16 protein-coding genes are annotated in these 18,687 nt (G+C 66.5%); 6 read left to right on the top strand and 10 right to left on the bottom strand.

Translation table 11 applies throughout. The annotated features are described in order from the left end of the window. The 7 genes from purU to glyA are packed head-to-tail and all read right to left on the bottom strand — an operon-like array spanning nt 1 to nt 8,789. Nucleotides 1-876, bottom strand: coding sequence for a formyltetrahydrofolate deformylase (purU, locus tag AC1DNG_RS19605; RefSeq protein WP_476850006.1), 876 nt, complete (start codon nt 874-876; stop codon nt 1-3). Between the two features lie 2 nt (nt 877-878). Continuing rightward, on the bottom strand, nt 879-2,294 hold the full coding sequence (locus AC1DNG_RS19600) for an L-serine ammonia-lyase (protein WP_476849977.1): 1,416 nt from the start codon (nt 2,292-2,294) through the stop codon (nt 879-881). Continuing rightward, nucleotides 2,294-2,929, bottom strand: coding sequence for a sarcosine oxidase subunit gamma (locus AC1DNG_RS19595; RefSeq protein WP_476870248.1), 636 nt, complete (start codon nt 2,927-2,929; stop codon nt 2,294-2,296). Before AC1DNG_RS19595 ends, AC1DNG_RS19600 begins: the two co-directional genes overlap by 1 nt. Beyond that, nucleotides 2,922-5,876, bottom strand: coding sequence for a 2Fe-2S iron-sulfur cluster-binding protein (locus AC1DNG_RS19590; protein WP_476888056.1), 2,955 nt, complete (start codon nt 5,874-5,876; stop codon nt 2,922-2,924). The genes AC1DNG_RS19595 and AC1DNG_RS19590 overlap by 8 nt, the downstream gene beginning before the upstream one ends. Further along, nucleotides 5,873-6,217: a sarcosine oxidase subunit delta gene (locus tag AC1DNG_RS19585; protein ID WP_223914768.1), complete on the bottom strand. Its 345-nt coding sequence runs from the start codon at nt 6,215-6,217 to the stop codon at nt 5,873-5,875. Before AC1DNG_RS19585 ends, AC1DNG_RS19590 begins: the two co-directional genes overlap by 4 nt. Before the next feature lie 14 nt (nt 6,218-6,231). After that, the gene (locus tag AC1DNG_RS19580) at nt 6,232-7,452 is read right to left on the bottom strand and encodes a sarcosine oxidase subunit beta family protein (RefSeq protein ID WP_026539064.1); all 1,221 of its coding nucleotides are present in this window, start codon (nt 7,450-7,452) and stop codon (nt 6,232-6,234) included. After that, nucleotides 7,449-8,789 carry a serine hydroxymethyltransferase gene (gene glyA / locus AC1DNG_RS19575; RefSeq protein ID WP_476888055.1) on the bottom strand — a complete coding sequence of 447 codons (1,341 nt, stop codon included), beginning with the start codon at nt 8,787-8,789 and terminating at the stop codon, nt 7,449-7,451. Before glyA ends, AC1DNG_RS19580 begins: the two co-directional genes overlap by 4 nt. Nucleotides 8,790-8,932: 143 nt before the next feature. Here glyA and AC1DNG_RS19570 point away from each other — a divergent pair, with 143 nt between their 5' ends. Next, on the top strand, nt 8,933-9,604 hold the full coding sequence (locus AC1DNG_RS19570; protein WP_223914767.1) for a GntR family transcriptional regulator: 672 nt from the start codon (nt 8,933-8,935) through the stop codon (nt 9,602-9,604). A 142-nt stretch (nt 9,605-9,746) separates the two neighbouring features. Here the strand turns inward: AC1DNG_RS19570 and AC1DNG_RS19565 are convergent, their stop codons facing one another. Further along, entirely contained in the window at nt 9,747-9,893 is a 147-nt protein-coding gene (locus AC1DNG_RS19565; RefSeq protein ID WP_476888054.1) for a hypothetical protein, read from the bottom strand. Nucleotides 9,894-10,234: 341 nt separating this feature from the next. Between AC1DNG_RS19565 and AC1DNG_RS19560 the strand changes: the two genes are divergently transcribed. The 3 genes from AC1DNG_RS19560 to AC1DNG_RS19550 all read left to right on the top strand — a co-directional run bounded on the left by AC1DNG_RS19560 (nt 10,235) and on the right by AC1DNG_RS19550 (nt 13,868). After that, on the top strand, nt 10,235-11,644 hold the full coding sequence (locus AC1DNG_RS19560) for an MFS transporter (protein WP_476873350.1): 1,410 nt from the start codon (nt 10,235-10,237) through the stop codon (nt 11,642-11,644). A 63-nt stretch (nt 11,645-11,707) separates the two neighbouring features. Continuing rightward, on the top strand, nt 11,708-12,964 hold the full coding sequence (locus AC1DNG_RS19555) for an aminopeptidase P family protein (RefSeq protein WP_476888068.1): 1,257 nt from the start codon (nt 11,708-11,710) through the stop codon (nt 12,962-12,964). 94 nt (nt 12,965-13,058) lie between these two features. Beyond that, nucleotides 13,059-13,868, top strand: coding sequence for an IclR family transcriptional regulator (locus tag AC1DNG_RS19550; RefSeq protein WP_243178252.1), 810 nt, complete (start codon nt 13,059-13,061; stop codon nt 13,866-13,868). Between the two features lie 36 nt (nt 13,869-13,904). On the opposite strand, the gene AC1DNG_RS19545 is transcribed toward AC1DNG_RS19550, so the two are convergent. Beyond that, nucleotides 13,905-15,449 (bottom strand): PucR family transcriptional regulator, encoded by a 1,545-nt coding sequence (locus AC1DNG_RS19545; RefSeq protein WP_230008773.1) that lies wholly within the window; start codon nt 15,447-15,449, stop codon nt 13,905-13,907. 107 nt (nt 15,450-15,556) lie between these two features. Between AC1DNG_RS19545 and AC1DNG_RS19540 the strand changes: the two genes are divergently transcribed. After that, nucleotides 15,557-17,086, top strand: a complete 1,530-nt coding sequence (locus tag AC1DNG_RS19540) for a purine-cytosine permease family protein (RefSeq protein WP_476849969.1) — start codon at nt 15,557-15,559, stop codon at nt 17,084-17,086. A 15-nt stretch (nt 17,087-17,101) separates the two neighbouring features. Next, nucleotides 17,102-18,073 carry a polysaccharide deacetylase family protein gene (locus AC1DNG_RS19535; RefSeq protein ID WP_476849968.1) on the top strand — a complete coding sequence of 324 codons (972 nt, stop codon included), beginning with the start codon at nt 17,102-17,104 and terminating at the stop codon, nt 18,071-18,073. Between the two features lie 113 nt (nt 18,074-18,186). On the opposite strand, the gene AC1DNG_RS19530 is transcribed toward AC1DNG_RS19535, so the two are convergent. Then, the coding region (locus AC1DNG_RS19530; protein WP_476888053.1) for a M28 family peptidase at nt 18,187-18,687 on the bottom strand (501 nt) is incomplete at its 5' end.

Genomic DNA, 18,687 nt, shown 5'->3' with positions numbered 1-18,687 from the left:
CTAGCGCAGCACGACGGTCCTGTTGCCCTGGAGGATGACGCGTCCCTCGCAGTGCCAGCGGACGGCATTGGAGAGTGCCCTGCATTCGGTATCGCGCCCGGCGGCCACGAGATCGTCCGGACTGAAAGTGTGGTCCACCTCCACCACTTGCTGGGAGATGATGGGCCCTTCGTCCAGTTCCGCGTTGACATAGTGGGCGGTGGCGCCGACCGTCTTCACGCCCCGGGCGTGCGCCTGGTGGTAGGGCTTCGCGCCCTTGAAGCTGGGCAGGAAGGAGTGGTGGATGTTGATGGCGCGGCCATCCAGCTGGCGGGTGAGGTTGTCGCTGAGGACCTGCATGTAACGGGCCAGGACCACCAGTTCGACGTCCATCCGGTCGATCAGTTCCAGAAGCCGCTGTTCGGCCGCGGGCTTGGTGTCCGGCGTGATCGGCACATGGAAGAACGGGATTCCGTGCCACTCGACGGTCCGCCGGTGGTCGGGGTGGTTGGAGACGACGCCGACGATCTCGATGGGCAGTTCTCCGGTGCGTGCCCGGTACAGCAGATCGTTGAGGCAGTGCTCGAATTTCGAGACCATGATCAGCACGCGCCGTTTGGTCCCGTGCCGCCGAAGCTCCCAGCGCATGCCGAATTTTTCGGCGACCGGCACAAATGCGTCCCGCAGCAAAGCCAGGGTGGTTTGGTCTCCGGCCGACGCGAAATGGACCCGCATGAAGAAGTGGCCGTCGAGCTGTGAGTCGAACTGCTTGCTTTCCAGGATGTCGCAGCCCTGGTCCAGCAGGAAACCGGACACGGCGTGGACTATCCCGCGCGTTTCCGGGCAGTCCAGTGTCAGGACGTGCTCAACGGTGTCGGGTGTCTGGTCCGGGACCATGGTCAGCACTCCACGACGTTCACGGCGAGGCCCCCGCGGGAGGTTTCCTTGTACTTGGTTTTCATGTCTGCTCCTGTTTCGCGCATGGTCTTGATTGCTTTGTCCAGCGAGACTTTGTGGCTGCCGTCGCCGTGGAGGCACAGGCGGGCGGCGTTTATGGCTTTGACGCTGGCGATCGCGTTGCGTTCGATGCAGGGGATCTGCACGAGCCCGCCGACGGGGTCACAGGTCAGCCCGAGGTTGTGCTCGATCCCGACTTCGGCGGCGTTTTCCACCTGCTCCGGGGTCCCGCCCAGCACTTCGCAGAGTCCCGCCGCCGCCATGGAGCAGGCGGATCCGACTTCGCCCTGGCAGCCGACCTCTGCCCCGGAGATGGAAGCGTTGATCTTGAACAGGATCCCGACGGCGGCCGCCGCCAGCAGGAAGCGGATGACGCCGTCGTCGTTGGCGCCGGGGACGAACTTGACGTAATAGTGCAGCACGGCCGGCACAATGCCGGCGGCACCGTTGGTGGGCGCGGTGACGATCCGGCCCCCCGCGGCGTTTTCCTCGTTGACGGCCAGCGCGAAGAGGTTCACCCATTCCATGGCGAGCAGCGGGTCGGCCGGGACCTGGACCGGCGATGGGTTCCGGGCGTCCGCCTCGGCGCTGACGGCGGATGCTGCCAGCGTCCGAAACAACGACGGGGCGCGCCGTTTGACGTTCAACCCGCCGGGCAGGATGCCCTCGGCAGCGCAGCCGTTGTCCACGCACTGGCGCATGACCGCCCACAGGGCCAAGAGCTTCTCCCGGAGGTCGGCTTCGGTACGCCAGACGAGTTCGTTGGCCAGCATCACGTCGGAGACGGACATATTCTCTCGGTGGCATATTTCAAGGAGTTCGTCAGCTGTTGTGAACGGGTAGGGCAGCACCGTGTCGTCGGCCACCACGTGGTCGGCGCCTTGTGCATTGCCATCGACGACGAAGCCGCCCCCAACCGAATAGAAGCTCCGTTCGCTGAGGACGTCGCCGGCGTGGTCGAGGGCCCGGAAGGTCATGCCGTTCGGATGGGCGGGCAGCGACTTGCGGCGGTGCAGGACCACGTCCTCATCCCAGTTGAAATCCACCCGGTGATGGCCGGCGAGCTGCAGTTCCGCATCCAGGGCAGCGGCTGCCACCTGGTCATCCGCCGTAGCGGTGTCCACTGTCTCGGGGTCCTGGCCCTGGAGGCCCAGGACGACGGCCTTGTCCGAACCGTGGCCCCGGCCGGTGGCGCCGAGGGAACCGAACAGCTCGGCCTGCACCCTCGCCGTGGAACTCAGCTGCCCGTCGCTCTTGAGCCCGTCGGCGAACCGCTTGGCCGCCCGCATCGGGCCGACCGTGTGGGAGGAGGACGGCCCGATGCCAACAGAAAACAGGTCGAGGACGCTGAGCGCCATCAGGGGACCTCGGTGGAGGCATATTCGCGCATGGCGTCGAGGAGCCAGCGGCCGAGGAACTCCGCGAAGGATGCCCGCGGGAAGATCCGGTAGGTCTCGTCCCCGGTCTTCCACAGAACGACGGGGATGCCGCCGATTTCCGTGGACAGGGCCGTTCCGGGCTGGAAGACGCGGGGGTGCAGGTCCAGGGCGCAGCCCTTCTCCAGCACAGCACTGGCCCGGGGTCCGGAGAGCTCGAGCGTGGTGCGGTTGGCGGAGAGATCCACCACCTGGCCCTGGCCGTCGCCCAGTGCTGCGATGAGCGCCCGGGGGAGCTCACCGCCCAGGCTTTCGTGGGATTCGGCGGGGGCCACGAGCAGGAATTCTGCCGGGCCCAGCCACAGCACTGCGGTGTCGCCGCTGCCGCGGACTTCCCCGGAAGCGGAGGGCAGGCCACCTGTGAGGGCGCCCAGCCGCTTCCCTGCGTCGCCGGCAGGATCGACCCGGAGCCCTGCCATGGTCAGAAACGGCACCTCGCGCAGCTCCACGGTGCCCGCAACGGATCCCGCTTCAAAAGCCGTTCTCAGGAGTGACGCCGGACTCTTCCTGAGGGTCTGGATCTTCTTGGAATTTTCGAGTGCTGCGGTGTCAGCCATCTTTGCGGGCCCCTTCAGAGTCAAATAGTACGGTTTCTGCGACGATTACGTCCACGAGTTGGTCGCCGGCGGCGGCCACCAGGGTCTCGCCAATGCGGTTGCGGCCGTTCTTGATCAGGGCCAGGGCAAACGACCTGCCCAGTGCCGCACTGTGGTAGCTCGAGGTCACGAATCCCTGCATGGGCACGGGGCCGTAGGCGGGGTTGACGGTGATGCCCTGTTCCACCAGTTGGGTGCCTTCGGGGAGCCGGATGGTGCCGTCCACGGGGAGGACGCTGACCAGGTGTTTCCGGTCGGTGCGGCCGGCGTCCTTGCGGGTGTAGGAGCGTTTGCCGATGAAGTCCTTGACCTTGGACACGACCCATTCCATGCCGGCGTCCTGCGGTGTCACGGTCCCGTCAGTGTCCTGGCCGACGACCGGATACCCCTTCTCCGCACGCAGCACGTGCATGGTCTCGGTACCGTACGGGGTGATGTTGAACTCCGCGCCGGCCGCCGCCACGGCTTCCCAGGTGCTCAGCCCGTACCAGGACGGGATGTTGATTTCGTAGGCCAGTTCGCCGGAGAACGAGATTCGGCAGACCCGGGCCTGGACACCGGATGCCAGGGTGGTTTCCTTGAACGTCATGAACGGGAAGGCCTCGGCGTCCAGGCCGCCGTCGGCTGCCAGTTCCGGAGCCACTTTGGCGAGAACGGCGCGGGATTTCGGACCGACGACGGCGATGGTGGACCACTGCTCCGTGACGGAGGTGCAGTGCACATCCAGTTCCGGCCATTCGGTCTGCAGCCATTCCTCCAGCCAGTCCAGCACCTTGGCCGCGCCGCCGGTGGTGGTGGTCATGAAGAACCGGTCCTCGTCCAGGCGCAGGGTGACGCCGTCGTCGAAGATCATTCCGTCCGGGGTGCACATGACGCCGTAGCGGGCCGAACCCGGAGCGAGTTTCTTGAACGCGTTGGTGTAGATGCGGTTCAGGAACTCGCCGGCGTCCTTGCCGCGGATCTCGATCTTGCCCAGGGTGGTGGCGTCCATGAAACCCACGGATTCCCGGACGGCGGCGCATTCACGGAGCACCGCGGTGTCCATGTCCTCGCCGTCCTGCGGGTAGTACCAGGGGCGCTTCCACTGGCCGACGTCTTCGAAGAGGGCTCCCTGGGCGACATGCCAGGGGTGGATGGAAGTGAGGCGTGCGGGGTCGAAGAGTTCGCCGCGCTGGCGTCCGGCCAGGGCGGCAAACGCCACGGGCGTGAAGGGGGCGCGGTAGGTGGTGGTGCCAATGTCGCCGATCCCGCGGGACGCTTCGCCGGCTGTCCGGAGCGCGGCGGCGATGACGCCGATCGCATTCACCCCGGAGGTCTTGCCCTGGTCGTTGGCGGTGCTGATCGAGGTGTAGCGCTTGATGTGCTCCACGGACCGCATGCCGGCACCGGTGGAGCGGAGGACATCGGCCACGGACTGGTCGCGCTGGAAATCCACGAAGTGGTGGTGCCAGTCATCCGGGCCGCCGTCCTGCCCGGGTACCAGCCAGAGCTGGCGGGTGGGGGCGGCGGCGCGCGGCGGCGTCGGCGCAGACGGTTCAGCATCGGACTCAAAGCCCGCGGCGATGACCGCCGCGGCCCCGGCGGAGATGCCTTCGGCCACGCAGTCGTCGAGGTCGAAGCTGCCGCGTCCGGAGCCGGCCACCTGCTGGTTGGGGACCACGCTGTTGGGGACGAAGGCGGCGAGGTCTTCGTCCCAGCGGAGCCTGCCCTGGCGCTGGGAGTGCAGGTGCACCACCGGTGACCAGCCGCCGGAGACGGCCAGCAGGTCGCAGGCGAGGTGTTCGATGCCCGAGGTGAGTTCGCCGGCGTCGTTGATGCTCCGGACGGTGACGCCGAGGAGCCGACCGTCGCCGGTCACAGCGGCGGTGGTGTTGGCGACGGCGCTGCCGATCAGCACCCGCGTTCCCGCGGCCGCAGCTACCGCGGCGGTTTCGCTCAGCTGTGGGCGGGCGTCCACGACGGCCTCGACCTTGATGCCGGCGGCGCGGAGGTCGGCGGCCAGGGCGTAGGCGCTGTCGTTGGTGGTGCTGATGACCACCCGGGAACCGGCGGCGACGGCGTATCGGTTGAGGTAGCTGCGCACCGCGGAGGCCAGCATGATGCCGGGGCGGTCGTTGTTTTCGAAAACGAGCGGGCGTTCGTGGGCGCCCGGGGCCAGGATGACCTGGGCGGCGCGGATGTGCCAGATCCGCTGGCGGGACACGCCGGGCGCGGCCGGGGTCAGGAGGTGGTCCGTCCGGTTCTGGGCCGCGATGATGTAGTTGGAGTCGTAGGAGCCGAAGGCCGTGGTGCGGTTCAGTACCGTGCACTCGGCCGCGGAGATCAGTTCGGCTTCAACATTGGCCACCCATTCCAGGGCGGGCTGCCCTTCGATGCTCTCGACGAGGGCCGGATCCGTGGAGCCGGACAACAGCGAGCCGCCCAGTTCGAGCTGGTCGTCGATAAGGATGACCCGGGCGCCGGAGCGGACGGCCTCGCGGGCCGCTGCCAGGCCTGCCGGGCCGCCACCGACCACCAGGACGTCGGTGTGGACATACTTCTTGTCGTATTCGGCGTGGTCCTCGGCCGGGTCCAGCTTGCCCAGTCCGCTGAGCAGTTCAGTGCTGAGGCCGTCCACGAGGGACACCGTGGTGGCCGGGAGCATGGATTCGGCCACGTGGCCCGGGAACCGGGCCGCGACCTTGACCAGGGCGTTGGATTCCTCGACGCCGGCGGACATGATGCCGCGGGGCCGGCCCTCATACAGGGAGTCACCCGCGCGGAGCCGGCCGTTGGCCAGCAGGGCGGAGGCGAGGGTGTCGCCGGGGTGGCCAGTGTACTCACGGCCGTCCAGGGTGAAGCGCCACGTGACGCTGCGGTCGATGCGTCCGCCGGTGCTAAGACGCGCGGGCTGCGGCTGAGCGGTCATTTGACTGCTCCTTCCGGGGAGACGGGGCTGGTGACGGTGGGGGCTGTGGGGCCCGTGGCTGCGTTTTCCTTGTCAGGGCGCGGCTGGCCCATCGGATATACGGCCTGGATGTCGTAGGTGACGGTGTCGCGGAGCATGTTGAACCACTGCCGGCAGCCGGTGCTGTGCAGCCAGCGTTCGGCGAAGGCGCCCTTGGTGTTGTCGCGGTAGAACAGGTACTCGGCCCATTCGCGGTCCGTGAGCTCTGCCGGGTTTTCGGGGTAGGCCACGTGGGCCTGTCCGCCGTAGTGGAATTCGGTCTCGTCGCGGGGACCGCAGTTGGGGCAGGGAATCAGGAGCATGTCCTTACCTCTTTCTAATGGGCCACGGCGGCGGCGCCGTGTTCGTCGATCAGGGCGCCGGTTTCGAAGCGCTCGAGTGCAAAGGGCTTGTTGAGTTTGTGCGGTTCTCCGGTGGCGATCGTGTGGGCGAACGTCAGCCCGGCCGCCGGTGTGCCCTTGAATCCGCCGGTGCCCCAGCCGCAGTTGACGAACATGTTTTCCACCGGGGTGGTGCCTACGATCGGAGAGGCGTCCAGGGTGGTGTCCACGATCCCGCCCCACGTCCGGAGCACGTGGGCCCTGGCGAAGATCGGGAAGAGTTCGACGGCGGCTGCCATCTGGTGCTCGATCACGTGGAAGGATCCGCGCTGGCCGTAGCCGTTGTAGGAGTCCACGCCGGCGCCCATGACCAGTTCGCCCTTGTGCGCCTGGGAGACGTAGACGTGGACGTGGTTGGACATGACGACGGTGGGGTGGACGGGTTCGTGCAGTTCGGACACGAGTGCCTGGAGGGGGTGGGACTGGATGGGGAGCCGGAATCCGGCCATTTCGGCAAGCACCGAGCTGTGCCCGGCGGCGCAGAGTCCGACCTTTTCGGTGTTGATGGTGCCGCGGGTAGTCTTGACCCCGGTGACGCGGTTGCCGTCCTTGATGAAGCCGGTGACCTCGCAGTTCTGGATGATGTCCACGCCGAGCTCGTCGCATTTGCGGGCGAACGCCCAGGCGACGTGGTCGTGCTTGGCGATGCCGGCGCGCGGCTGGTAGGTGGCGCCCATGACCGGATAGCGGATGTTGTCGTTGATGTTCAGGATGGGGCAGAGTTCCTTGACCTGCTGCGGGTCCAGCCACTCGGCGTCGACGCCGTTGAGTTTGTTGGCCCCGACGCGGCGGACGCTTTCGCGGACGTCACCCAGGGTGTGGGCCAGGTTCATGACCCCGCGCTGGCTGAACAGGAAGTCGTATTCGAGTTCCTCCGGCAGGATCTCCCAGAGTTTCAGGGCGTGCTCGTAGATCGCCGCACTCTCGTCCCAGAGGTAGTTGGAGCGGATGATGGTGGTGTTCCGGGCCATGTTGCCGCCGGCGAGCCAGCCCTTTTCCAGGATGGCGATGTTGGTCATCCCGTGGTTCTTGGCCAGGTAATACGCCGTCGCCAGTCCATGTCCGCCGCCGCCCACAATCACGGCGTCGTAGGAGGACTTGGGGTCCGGGTTGCGCCAGAGGAAGTCCGGGTGCTCCGGCAGGTGTTCGGTGGTCATTGTGCTGCTCCAATCAGTTCTGCCTCAAGCCCGGTCGCCGTCGTGCCGGTGCCGAGATGCGGGTAAAGGGGGAACCGGTCCGCGAGGGCGCTGACGCGTCCACGCAGTTCAGCGGCGGTTTGGTCGCTGAGTTCGTCCCCGGGCGCCTGCGAGATGAGGGCGGAGGCGATGATGTCCGCCACCTCGGTGAACTCCGCGGCACCGAAGCCGCGGGTGGCCAGGGCGGGGGTGCCGATCCGCAGCCCGGAGGACACCATGGGCGGGCGGGGATCGAAGGGGACGGCGTTGCGGTTGACGGTGATGCCGATCCGGTGGAGCCGGTCTTCGGCCTGCTGCCCGTCCAGTTCCGAGTCCCGCAGGTCCACCAGGACCAGGTGCACATCGGTGCCGCCGTTGACCACGGAGATCCCGGCCGCCGCGACGTCGTCCTTCAGGAGCCGGGACGCGAGGATCCCGGCGCCTTCGAGCGTGCGCTCCTGGCGTTCCTTGAACTCCGGTGACGCCGCGATCTTGAAGGCCACGGCCTTGGCCGCGATTACGTGTTCCAGCGGGCCGCCCTGCTGGCCGGGGAACACGGCGCTGTTGATCTTGCGTGCGTACTCCTCCTTGGCCAGGATCACGCCGCCGCGCGGTCCGCCGAGGGTCTTGTGCGTGGTGGTGGTGACGACGTCGGCGTAGGGGACCGGGTTCGGGTGAAGCCCGGCGGCCACGAGGCCGGCGAAGTGTGCCATGTCCACCATGAGGTAGGCGCCCACGCGGTCGGCGATGCGCCGGAACTCGGCAAAGTCCAGCTGCCGGGAGTAGGCGGACCAGCCGGCCACGATCATCTTGGGCCGGTGTTCAAGGGCCAGGGCCTCCACTTCGGCCATGTCCACCAGGTGGTTGTGCTCGCTCACGTGGTACGGGACCACGTTGTAGAGCTTGCCGGAGAAATTGATTTTCATCCCGTGGGTGAGGTGGCCGCCGTGGGCCAGGGCCAGTCCCATGATGGTGTCGCCCGGTTCCAGGAGGGCGAACATGGCGGCGGCGTTGGCCTGCGCGCCGGAGTGCGGCTGGACGTTGGCGTACTCGGCGCCGAACAGGGCCTTGACCCGGTCGATCGCGAGCTGTTCGATCACGTCAACGTGCTCGCAGCCGCCGTAGTAGCGCTTGCCCGGGTAGCCCTCGGCGTACTTGTTGGTCAGCACCGAACCCTGTGCCTCCATGACCCCGGCGGGGGCGAAGTTCTCGGACGCAATCATTTCCAGGGTGGACTGCTGGCGCTTCAGTTCGCGCGCCACGGCCTCTTCGACCTCGGGATCGACTACGGAAAGTCGCTCGTTCAACTGCTCAACCACGGTTGCTCCTTTGAAATACCACTATTGCTATGACTGATATATCAGTGTGAGAACAATGGTATGATTGAGATCACACCAGAGTCAATAGCCGGAAGCCAAGTGGAACCAGGCTTCGGGTTGAAATCCAGAAACGGAGCCGAGCTGTGAATGCACTCACCGTCCTGCCGCCCGCAGAGGACGAAGCCATCTCCCAGGCGGAGGCCGCGTACAGGCAGTTGCGCGACAAGCTGATCATGCTCGAAATCCGGCCGGGCGAACCCATCAATGACGGGCAGCTCGCCGCCGAGCTCGGGTTCGGCCGTACTCCCGTGCGCGAGGCGATCAAGCGGCTGGAAGTGGACCACCTGGTGGTTTCCTACCCGCGAAGGGGAACCTTTGCCACCACCGTGGACTTCACGGAGCTGGCCGACGTCTCGGAAATCCGGGAACTGCTGGAACCCCTGGCGGCGCGGCGGGCGGCAACGCGGGCCAACGCCGCCATGCGCCGCGAGCTGCTGGATGTCGCCAAGACCATTGCGGAACTGGCCCCGAGCCCAGCAGAGTCCCGGGAGCTGATGCGCTACGACCTGACGGTGCACCGCCTGATCTACCGGGCCGCGGCCAACCCGCATCTGGAAGACACGCTGATCCGCTACGACAACCTGGCCACGCGCATCTGGTGCCTGGTCCTGGACAAGGTCCCCTCGGTCAGCGGCCACATTAGCGAGCACGTGGAGCTGCTCAAGGCGGTGGCCGAGGGCGACGCGGACAGGGCCGGCGAACTCGCCCTGCACCACGTCACCAGCTTCGAGGAGACCATCCGCAAGGTCCTCTAGCCGCGGACGGGGGACCCTCCCGCCGAGGTCGCGGGAAGCGTGCGGGCTCGCCCTAAGCTTCCGGCGAGCCCGCACGTGACCGGCGACTTCGACCACGACGGGCGCCCGAGTCACCGCCGCAGTGGATTAGAGTTCCGGAACTTCAGCCGTTTTTCTTCCAGCGCTTCGGCCACTTCACGTTCATCAGAAGCAGCCCCAGCAGGAGCGAGTCGACGGTCATGATTCCGGCCATGAGATAGGCCCACCCGGCCATCATGGCTCGTCCGCCGTCCGGCGGCCGGAAGTGCACGTGCGTACCAGAATGCCCAAGACGATCTCCTGACCTGGCCCCCCAGTCGCTCGATAGTTCACCAAGTCTCGCACTGCGGCGCCCCGGAGGGAACCGCGCCGCTGCCCAGCCCAAGCTTTTCACAAGGCAGCAGTTCGGGGGCGCATTCTACGCAACCACGTCTCGTTGAATGCAACCTTGGGTTCCAAGGTGGGCCGCTCCCGAGGCTGGCGCGCCCGGGCATCTACATTGACTTAATCCACAAGCCTGAAACAAAAAAGCATTGACTGTGTCATGCGTCACGCCTATTCTGGTGCAACAGCGTTGCACTGAATGCAACTCCAAAACACTTTGGTGGACACATGAGTAACGAAACTTCCTCCCCCGCCACTCTTGCGGGGCAGACCAGCCCGGAGTCGAATAGCGGGCATGGCAGTACGTCCTCGGGACAGACCACGTTGAGCGGCCATGCGGCCCCTGGCGGCCACGATCCCGCAGTCAGTAAGGAAACCCGACGGCGGGTCGTCGCCGCCAGCTTCATCGGAAACTTCGTCGAATGGTTCGACTACGCCGTCTACGGTTACCTGGCTGCAACCATCGCCGCGGTCTTCTTCCCCGAGTCCAATCCCCAGACCGCGCTTCTACTGACTTTCGCCCTCTTCGCCATCTCGTTCCTGGTGCGGCCACTTGGCGGCTTTGTCTGGGGCCACATCGGTGACCGGGTGGGGCGCCGGACCGCCCTTTCCCTGTCTATCCTGATCATGTCCGGAGCGACCTTCTGCATCGCCCTGATCCCGGGGTACAACTCCATCGGCATCTGGGCCCCGATCCTGCTTCTGGTGGTGCGTGTCGTCCAGGGCTTCTCCGCCTCCGGCGAATACGCCGGTGCGTCCGCCTTCCTGGTCGAGTACGCCCCGGCCAACAAACGCGGCCTGTACGCGGCGGTGGTTCCGGCCAGCACGGCCGCGGGCCTGCTGCTCGGCTCCCTGCTCGCGGGCCTGCTGACCGTCCTGCTCAGCGCCGAGGCGATGCAGAGTTGGGGATGGCGCCTGCCGTTCCTGCTCGCAGCACCGATGGGCCTGATCGGACGCTACATCCGCACCAAGCTCGAAGACACGCCGGTGTTCCGCGAACTGGCAGAGGAGGACCAGGCCATCAAGGCCCCGGTATCCAGCCTCTTCCGGAAGCACTGGCGGTTGCTGCTGAAGGCCGTCGGAGCCGTGCTGCTCAACGCCGTCGGGTTCTACGTGATCCTGAGCTACATGCCCACATATCTGTCCTCGGAGCTCGGTCTCGGCGCGGCCGAATCCTTCCTGGCCACCACCATCGCCCTGGTGACGTACATCGGGTTCATCTTCCTGACCGGTATGCTCTCGGACCGCTACGGCCGCAAAAAGGTGCTGATCGCCGCATCCTTGAGCTTCATCCTGCTGACCGTGCCGGCCTTCGCCCTGCTGGGCACCGGGAACTTCCTGGTGATCGTCCTGGTCCAGATCCTGCTGGGCGGCATGCTGACGCTCAACGACGGTACGCTCCCGAGCTTCCTGGCGGAGATGTTCCCCACCCGCGTCCGCTACAGCGGCTTCGCCGTCAGCTTCAATCTCTCCAACGCGCTCTTCGGCGGCACGGCGCCGTTCGTGGCGACCCTCCTGATCGCCACGACGGCCAATAGCCTGGCGCCGGCCTGGTACCTGGCCGGCGCCGCGGCCATCTCCCTGATCGCCGTAGCGCTCTCCCGGGAAACCAGCAAAGAACCGCTGCGCCACGAGTAGCCCGCGCCGGCGCCCCCAAATTTTCCCCTCCAAAGAACAGCAATGCAGAAAGGCACCACCACCATGACCATCGCAACGTCCAACAACGCTTCGTCCATCGCCGAACTGGAGCGACTGAAAGTCCTGCACAACGGGCAGAAGGAAAAGCTGACTTTTTCCAACGCCGAATTTGAGCGCCGGCTCGGCGGACTGCGCCGCATCATGGCCGAAAAAGACCTGGACGCCGTCGTCCTGACCAGCTACCACTCCATCAAGTACTACTCGGACTTCCTCTTTACCTACTTCGGCCGGTCCTACGCCATGGTGGTCACGAAGGACGAGACCGTGACCGTCACGGCCAACATCGACGCCGGCATGCCGTGGCGGCGCAGCTATGGCGACAACGTGGTGTACACGGACTGGCGCCGGGACAACTACATCTTCGCCATCCAGGAGGCGCTGCGCACCCGCGGCATCAACCCCCGCCGGCTCGGCGTCGAAGACGATTCGCTCCCGCTGGACAACCGCAACAAGATCCAGGCGGCCTTTGCGGGGGCCACCCTGGTGGACGTGGCCCAGGCCGCGATGCGCCAGCGGATGATCAAATCGGCGGAAGAGATCGAGGTGATCAAGCACGGGGCCCGCATCGGTGACCTGGGCGGCGAAGCCATCCGCAACGCCATCACCGCCGGCATCACCGAATATGAGGTCGCCCTGATCGGCACCGAAGCCATGGTCCACGAAATCGCGCGGACGTTCCCGGACTCGGAAATCCGTGACACCTGGGTCTGGTTCCAGTCCGGCATCAACACCGACGGCGCCCACAACTGGGCCACCACGCGCAAGATCCAGGAACACGACATCCTGTCCCTGAACTGCTTCCCCATGACCTCCGGCTACTACACGGCACTGGAGCGCACCCTGTTCTACGGCGAACCCGACGCCCGCTCCCTCGAACTGTGGAACATCAACGTCGAGGTCCACAAGCGCGGCCTCGAGCTCATCAAGCCCGGAGCTGTCTGCAAGGACATCGCCGCCGAGCTGAACGAGATCTACGTGGGCCACGGGCTTCTCGCCAACCGGACGTTCGGCTACGGACACTCCTTCGGCGTCCTGAGCCACTACTACGGCCGCGAAGCCGGACTGGAACTCCGCGAGGACATCGACACGGTGCTCGAGCCCGGCATGGTGGTCTCCATGGAACCCATGATCACCGTCCTGGACGGCCAGCCCGGCGCAGGCGGCTACCGCGAGCACGACATCCTGGTGGTCGGCGAAGACGGAGCCGAGAACATCACGAAGTTCCCGTTCGGCCCCGAATACAACATCATCGGAGCCTGAGGCGCCCAGACCCCCTGAAGGCAAGACCCAGAAGCGGCGCCACGTCCACCGTGGCGCCGCTTTTGGGCCCTCATGCGGAATGATGGTAGACACCATGACCCCAGCAGAATCTCCCGGGACCACCGGAAACGGCGACACCAAGGGCACCTCCGTCATCGTCAACGCCATCGCCGTGCTGCGAACCTTCACGGCGGACGAACCGTTGCTCGGAGTCACCGAGATCGCCAACCGGGTGGGCCTGCACAAGAGCACGGTTTCCCGGATCCTGGCCACGTTCGAACAGGAACACCTGGTGGAACGCGATCCGGAAACCCGCCGCTTCCGGCTGGGGCTGGGACTGATCGCCGTCGCCGGGCCGTTGCTGGCCGAACTGGAAGAACGGCGGGTGGCGTATCCCGTCCTGCGTGAACTCACCGAACAGACCGGCGAAACCAGCGCCCTCATGGTGTGGAACGGCGCAGAGTCAATGTGCGTGGAGCAGATCGCCAGCCACCACCAGATCAAGCACACCACCCCGCTGGGAGCCCGGTACACCGACGCCATGAGCGCCTCCGTGCAGGTCTTCCTGGCCGCAGCGCCCGTCGAACGCGTCCGTGTGCTCCTGCGCAGCGGGGCGATCAGCTACCCGGGACTCGATGATGCGGGCCTGGATGGCTACCAGATCAAGCTCAAGGACGTGACGGCCCGGGGCTGGGCCATCAACTACGGCGAATCCTCCATCGATGAAGTGGGCGTCGCCGCTCCCGTCCACGACCACCGCGGCGACATCGTGGCGGCCGTCCTGATCTCGGCGCCCCGGTTCCGCGTCTCACGCGAGGCTCTGCAGAGCCTGGGCGAAGCGTGCGCCGCTGCGGCCGATAAAATCACCAGCCGGCTGGGCGGGCGCGCGTCCAGCAACGGCTAGCGCGGCCCGCGCCCGGACTAAGGCGCCGAGCGCACGTCAGCTGAGCCGGGCCAGCCGCGCGGCCAAATGCAACGCTGCGAGCCGGCCCGTCCGCCGGGGGTCGCCGCCGCACAGCTCGAAGATCCGCTGCAGCCGTTGATGCATCGATTGCCGCTCCACGTGCAGTTCCCTCGCCGCCTGGGCCGTGTTGCAGCCGGAATCCAGCCACATGGCCAGGGTGCCAAGCAGCCGGGAATTGCGTTGCGCATCATAATCCAAGAGAGCCCCCAGCTGCTGGCGCACGAAGTTCCGCCGTTGGCCAGGGTCCAGGCTTCCCACGGCAAGGCGTTCGACGGCGAATGCCTCGCAATCGATCACGGGACTGTGCGGACCTTGGGTTCCCGTATGTGGTTGCCCCAGCGCGCCCGCCAATTCCAGGGTCAGCCTGGCCTCCGACAAGGACCATGGGGCTTCCGAAATCCCGACGGCCACCGGGCCGACGGCAACCAGCGTGTCTGATGGGGCCGGTAGCGCCCGCAGGCCAGCCAGAAGTGCGTCCCTGCTGTCCAGCGGACTATCGCCCGGGAGGACCACCACCGCCAGCAGCTCGGCATTATCGACATAGGTTGCGCTGGGCTGCGCCCGCCGGGCCAAGAGCTGCTCCACAGAAGCGCGGAGGTGTTGGAGCATGCCGGAGCGGACCATGATGGCCACGATTGTGGCACCCGGCGGAATCCCGGCCGCGGAAGCCAATTGCTGGAGCCGCCAGGCCTGGCTGCCGGAATCAATCGCGCGAAGCAGGGCCGCCCCGGCGACTTCCTTGAGCCCGGGGGACATTCGCTGCAGCAATGCCAGGGCCAGGATGTCGACAGAACGATTTCCGGCCGTCCGGGCCAGGTTCTGGTCCTCGTCCGCCGGGACCCGCAGCAGCAGCTGAGCCGCAAGGATGCCGCGGATAGGCACGTCGATGTGAATCAGGCGTGCCTGCTCCTGCGGCCCAACGGTGGAGGCATCGACGTCGGCCGCCTCGGCCCGCCCCGGGCTTGCGCTGGCCAGGGTCGCGCCGGCTATGGACGTCAGCGTCACCTCGGCATTGATGATGCCGGCCAGCACGGCGAGGATCCGGTCCAGGCCACCGCCGTGCGCCAGTTCGACGGCCATCGCGTGACTGGCCTCATCGGCCCGCCGCAACTGCGATACCGAGTCGCTGACCAGCATCGAATTGATGGCCTGCGTGATTCCGACGAACGGCACCACCCCGCGAAGTTCGATCAGCGGAAGGCCGGCTGCTTCGGCGGCCGCCACCATTGAGGACGGCAGGGACGGCAGGGCGGACCCGGTTTCGATAGCTACGGCGGCAACGCCCCGCTCCGCCAGTTGGCGGATGTAGTTGACCTGCCGCTCCTCCGAGGCGAGGGCCAGGGCTTCTCCGCCCGTCAGCAGAAGTTCCCCGCCAGCCAGCAGGGGCGCGATATCAATGATTTCACTGGAGTGGATCCACCGCAGCTGCGCCCGGGCGGCGGCCCTGGCCGCGGCGCGGACAATGGGGTCGGCGGCCGCCATGGTCGGATGGTTCAGGACGTCTTGAAGAAGGATGGACATTACACTCCGTCGCGTTGCTCTGGGTATATTTAGACACATTGTATATAGTGGTATGTGGCCCACGACACATAATCTTGAGGAATCCCACACATCCTCGGAGGCTCCACATGCGTCAAAAATCCCCAGCGGCCCCTGCCGGCACCGCGCCGGAAGCGAGCGTAGACCACGAAGCGTGGCTCCAGCCCATCCCCGAATCACAACGGACCCGCAAGGTCTCCGGCCAGTTCTGGATCTGGGCCGGCGCCAATCTCGCCCCGATCAACTGGGTGCTCGGAGCGCTCGGCATCCAGCTTGGCCTGGGATTCGCGGACACCGTCACGGTTCTTGTCCTCGGAAACCTGATCGGGATGCTGCTCTTCGGCTGCTTCGTCCTGCTGGGCCAAAAGACCGGAGCGACCGGCATGGTGCTGGCCCGCGCCGCCTTCGGCCGGCGCGGCAACTACCTGCCCGCCGGCATCCAGGCTCTCCTGGTGATCGGCTGGTGTGCGGTCAACACCTGGATCATCCTGGATCTGGTCATGGCCTTGTTCGGAACGCTCGGCTGGGTTGACCCGGAGGCCAAGAACTACGCCTGGAAGATTGGCATCGCCACCTTCATCATGGCTGTACAGGTAGCCATCGCCTGGTTCGGCTATAAAGCCATCGCCGCCTTCGAGAAGTGGACCGTGCCGCCCACCATCATCATCTTGACCGTGATGTCGGCAGTGGCCTGGTTCGGCATGAAGATCAACTGGACCTACGCCGGCCCGGCGGGGCACATCCTGGAAGGCTCGGAACGCATCGCCGCGATGAGCGCAGTCATGACGGCCATCGGCATCGGCTGGGGCATCACCTGGTTCACCTACGCCGCGGATTACTCCCGCTTTGTCAGCACCTCGGTGCCCAAGCGCAAGGTCTACCTCGCCTCGGTGCTGGGCCAGTTCATCCCGGTCGTCTGGCTGGGCATCCTGGGGGCCAGCCTGGCGACCAACACGGGTGAAATTGATCCCGGCAAACTCATCGTCCAGAACTTCGGCGCGCTGGCCCTCCCGGTGCTGCTCATGGTCCTGCACGGCCCGATCGCGACCAACATCTTGAACATTTACACCTTTTCCGTCGCCACGCAGGCCCTGGACATCTCCATCAGCCGGCGCAAGTTGAACCTGTTCGTCGGCGTCTTCTCCCTCGCGGCCGTGATCTTCTTCATCTTCCAGGAGGATTTCGCCTCCGTGCTGGATGCCTGGCTGATTGGGCTGGTCGCCTGGGTGGCTGCCTGGGGCGGAGTCATGCTGGTCCATTACTTCTGGATCGAGAAGCGCTGGCCCGGCGACCCGTCCCGGCTCTTTGACGCCGTCGGCACCAAACGCCTGCCGGGCGTGAATCCGGCCGGTGTCGCTTCCCTGCTCATCGGCATCTTCGCCACCTGGCTGTTCATGTACGGACTGGTGCCGGCCATGCAGGGGCCCATCGCCGTCGCCCTGGGCGGATGGGACCTGTCCTGGCTCGCCGGGGGACTGGCCAGTGCCGCGGCTTACGCCGTCCTCGGTCCGCGGTTCCACAGGAAGTTCCTGGATGTCCCCACCCCCAGCGAACAGACCGCAGATTCACCTGACGCTACCGGCCTTGCGGTCACATCAACCACGCCCGCCGCCCTCTAGCAGGAGATCAACCCCGTGAACTTCCCCGCTTTCGCCGACACCGCCCATCCCATTACCTGGCCCGAAGGTCATCGTGCCGCGGCGTCCTTCACCTTCGACGTCGACGCCGAATCCTGCACCATCGCCCATGACCCGCAGAGCACCAGGCGCATGTCCCTCATGACGCACCAGTCCTACGGGCCCAAGGTCGCCGTCCCGCGGATTCTGCAGATCCTCGAGCGCCAGCAGATCCAGGCGACGTTCTTCGTCCCGGGTTTCACCGCCGAATGCTACCCGGACGTGGTCCGCCGGATAGCCGACGGCGGCCACGAGATTGCACACCACGGGTACCTGCACGAACCCATGCAAGGCATCGACGCCGCCACGGAGGCGCGGTACCTGGACCGGGGCCTGGATGCCCTGGCCAAGGCCGCCGGCGTCCGGCCGACCGGCTACAGGGCACCGTGGTGGGAGCTCAACTGGCATTCCCCGGCCCTCCTTGCCGACCGCGGGTTCCTGTATGACTCAAGCCTGCTCGACGGCGACGCGCCGTACCGCTTCAGCGTTGCCGAGGCAGACCCCCGCGATCTCGTGGAAATCCCTGTCGACTGGGCTTTGGACGACTGGGAGCAGTATGCCTTCTACCCGGGCGTCACCGGAAGCGGCGTCATCGAAAGCCCGGCCAAGGTCCTCGAAATGTGGACGCTGGAGGCCGAGGCCCACCACGCTGCCGGGAGCTGCTTCGTCCTGACCAACCACCCCTTCATTTCCGGCCGGCCGTCCAAGGCCGTGGCCCTGGAACAGCTGATGGACCGGGTCAAGACGATGGACGGCATGTGGGTCACCACCATGGAGAAGATCGCGCAGCACACGCGCGACTCCATCGAGGAGATCCACACCCACGCGCGCATTGCCGTGCCCGGATTCCCGGACACCGGCGCACAGTTCACACCGGCCGGCGTGCGGCAGCCCCAAGGAGCCACGGCGCGGCGCGGGGCCGGAATCTAGGGCACAAATTCGGCCCTGGCAAGCACAGGTCCCCGGCACGGCCCCTCGTCAGAAGGTGGCTGGGCCGGGGACCTTCCTGCGGGGCGGCCCGGAGCCGGCGGCGAAGCTGGTGTTTAGCCGGTCTTGGCCATCGCGTAGGCCACGGTGCCGTAGGCCAGGGCGCCGGACATTTCGGTGAGCAGTTCCGGGTTTGTGTTGGCGATCGTGTCGCAGGCCTCGTGGTAGCAGGGATCGAGGTCCTTGCCCGCCACCCCGCCATAGGCCTGCGCCTGGGCCTGGGTCTTCCTCTTCTCATCCCCGGTGAACAGCCCGCCGCCGGGAATGCCGGCCGAGAGGAAGGCGTCGTAGTCCGAGCCCCCGTCAAAGGGCGTGGTCTCGGCCGGCAGCGCGTTCTCCTGGAAGTAGCGGAAGAAGACGTCCTCGATCGCCTTGGACCCGGCCGGGCCGGCGTGGCCAAAGTCCGTGCCGTCCCCGTCATGGACCGAGCGGACCCCGTTGGGCGAGGCCACCATGTCCACGTTCAGGTTCGCCGCGGTCTGGCCGATCTCGGCCGCACTCAGTTCGTCGACGTAGTGCTGGGACCCGTACAGCCCGTCCTCCTCGCCGCCCCAGAA

The organism is Arthrobacter sp. 01T425 (assembly GCF_056398725.1).
The sequence above is the reverse complement of the archived record's forward strand: the minus strand, read 5'-3'. Positions and strand labels throughout refer to the sequence as shown.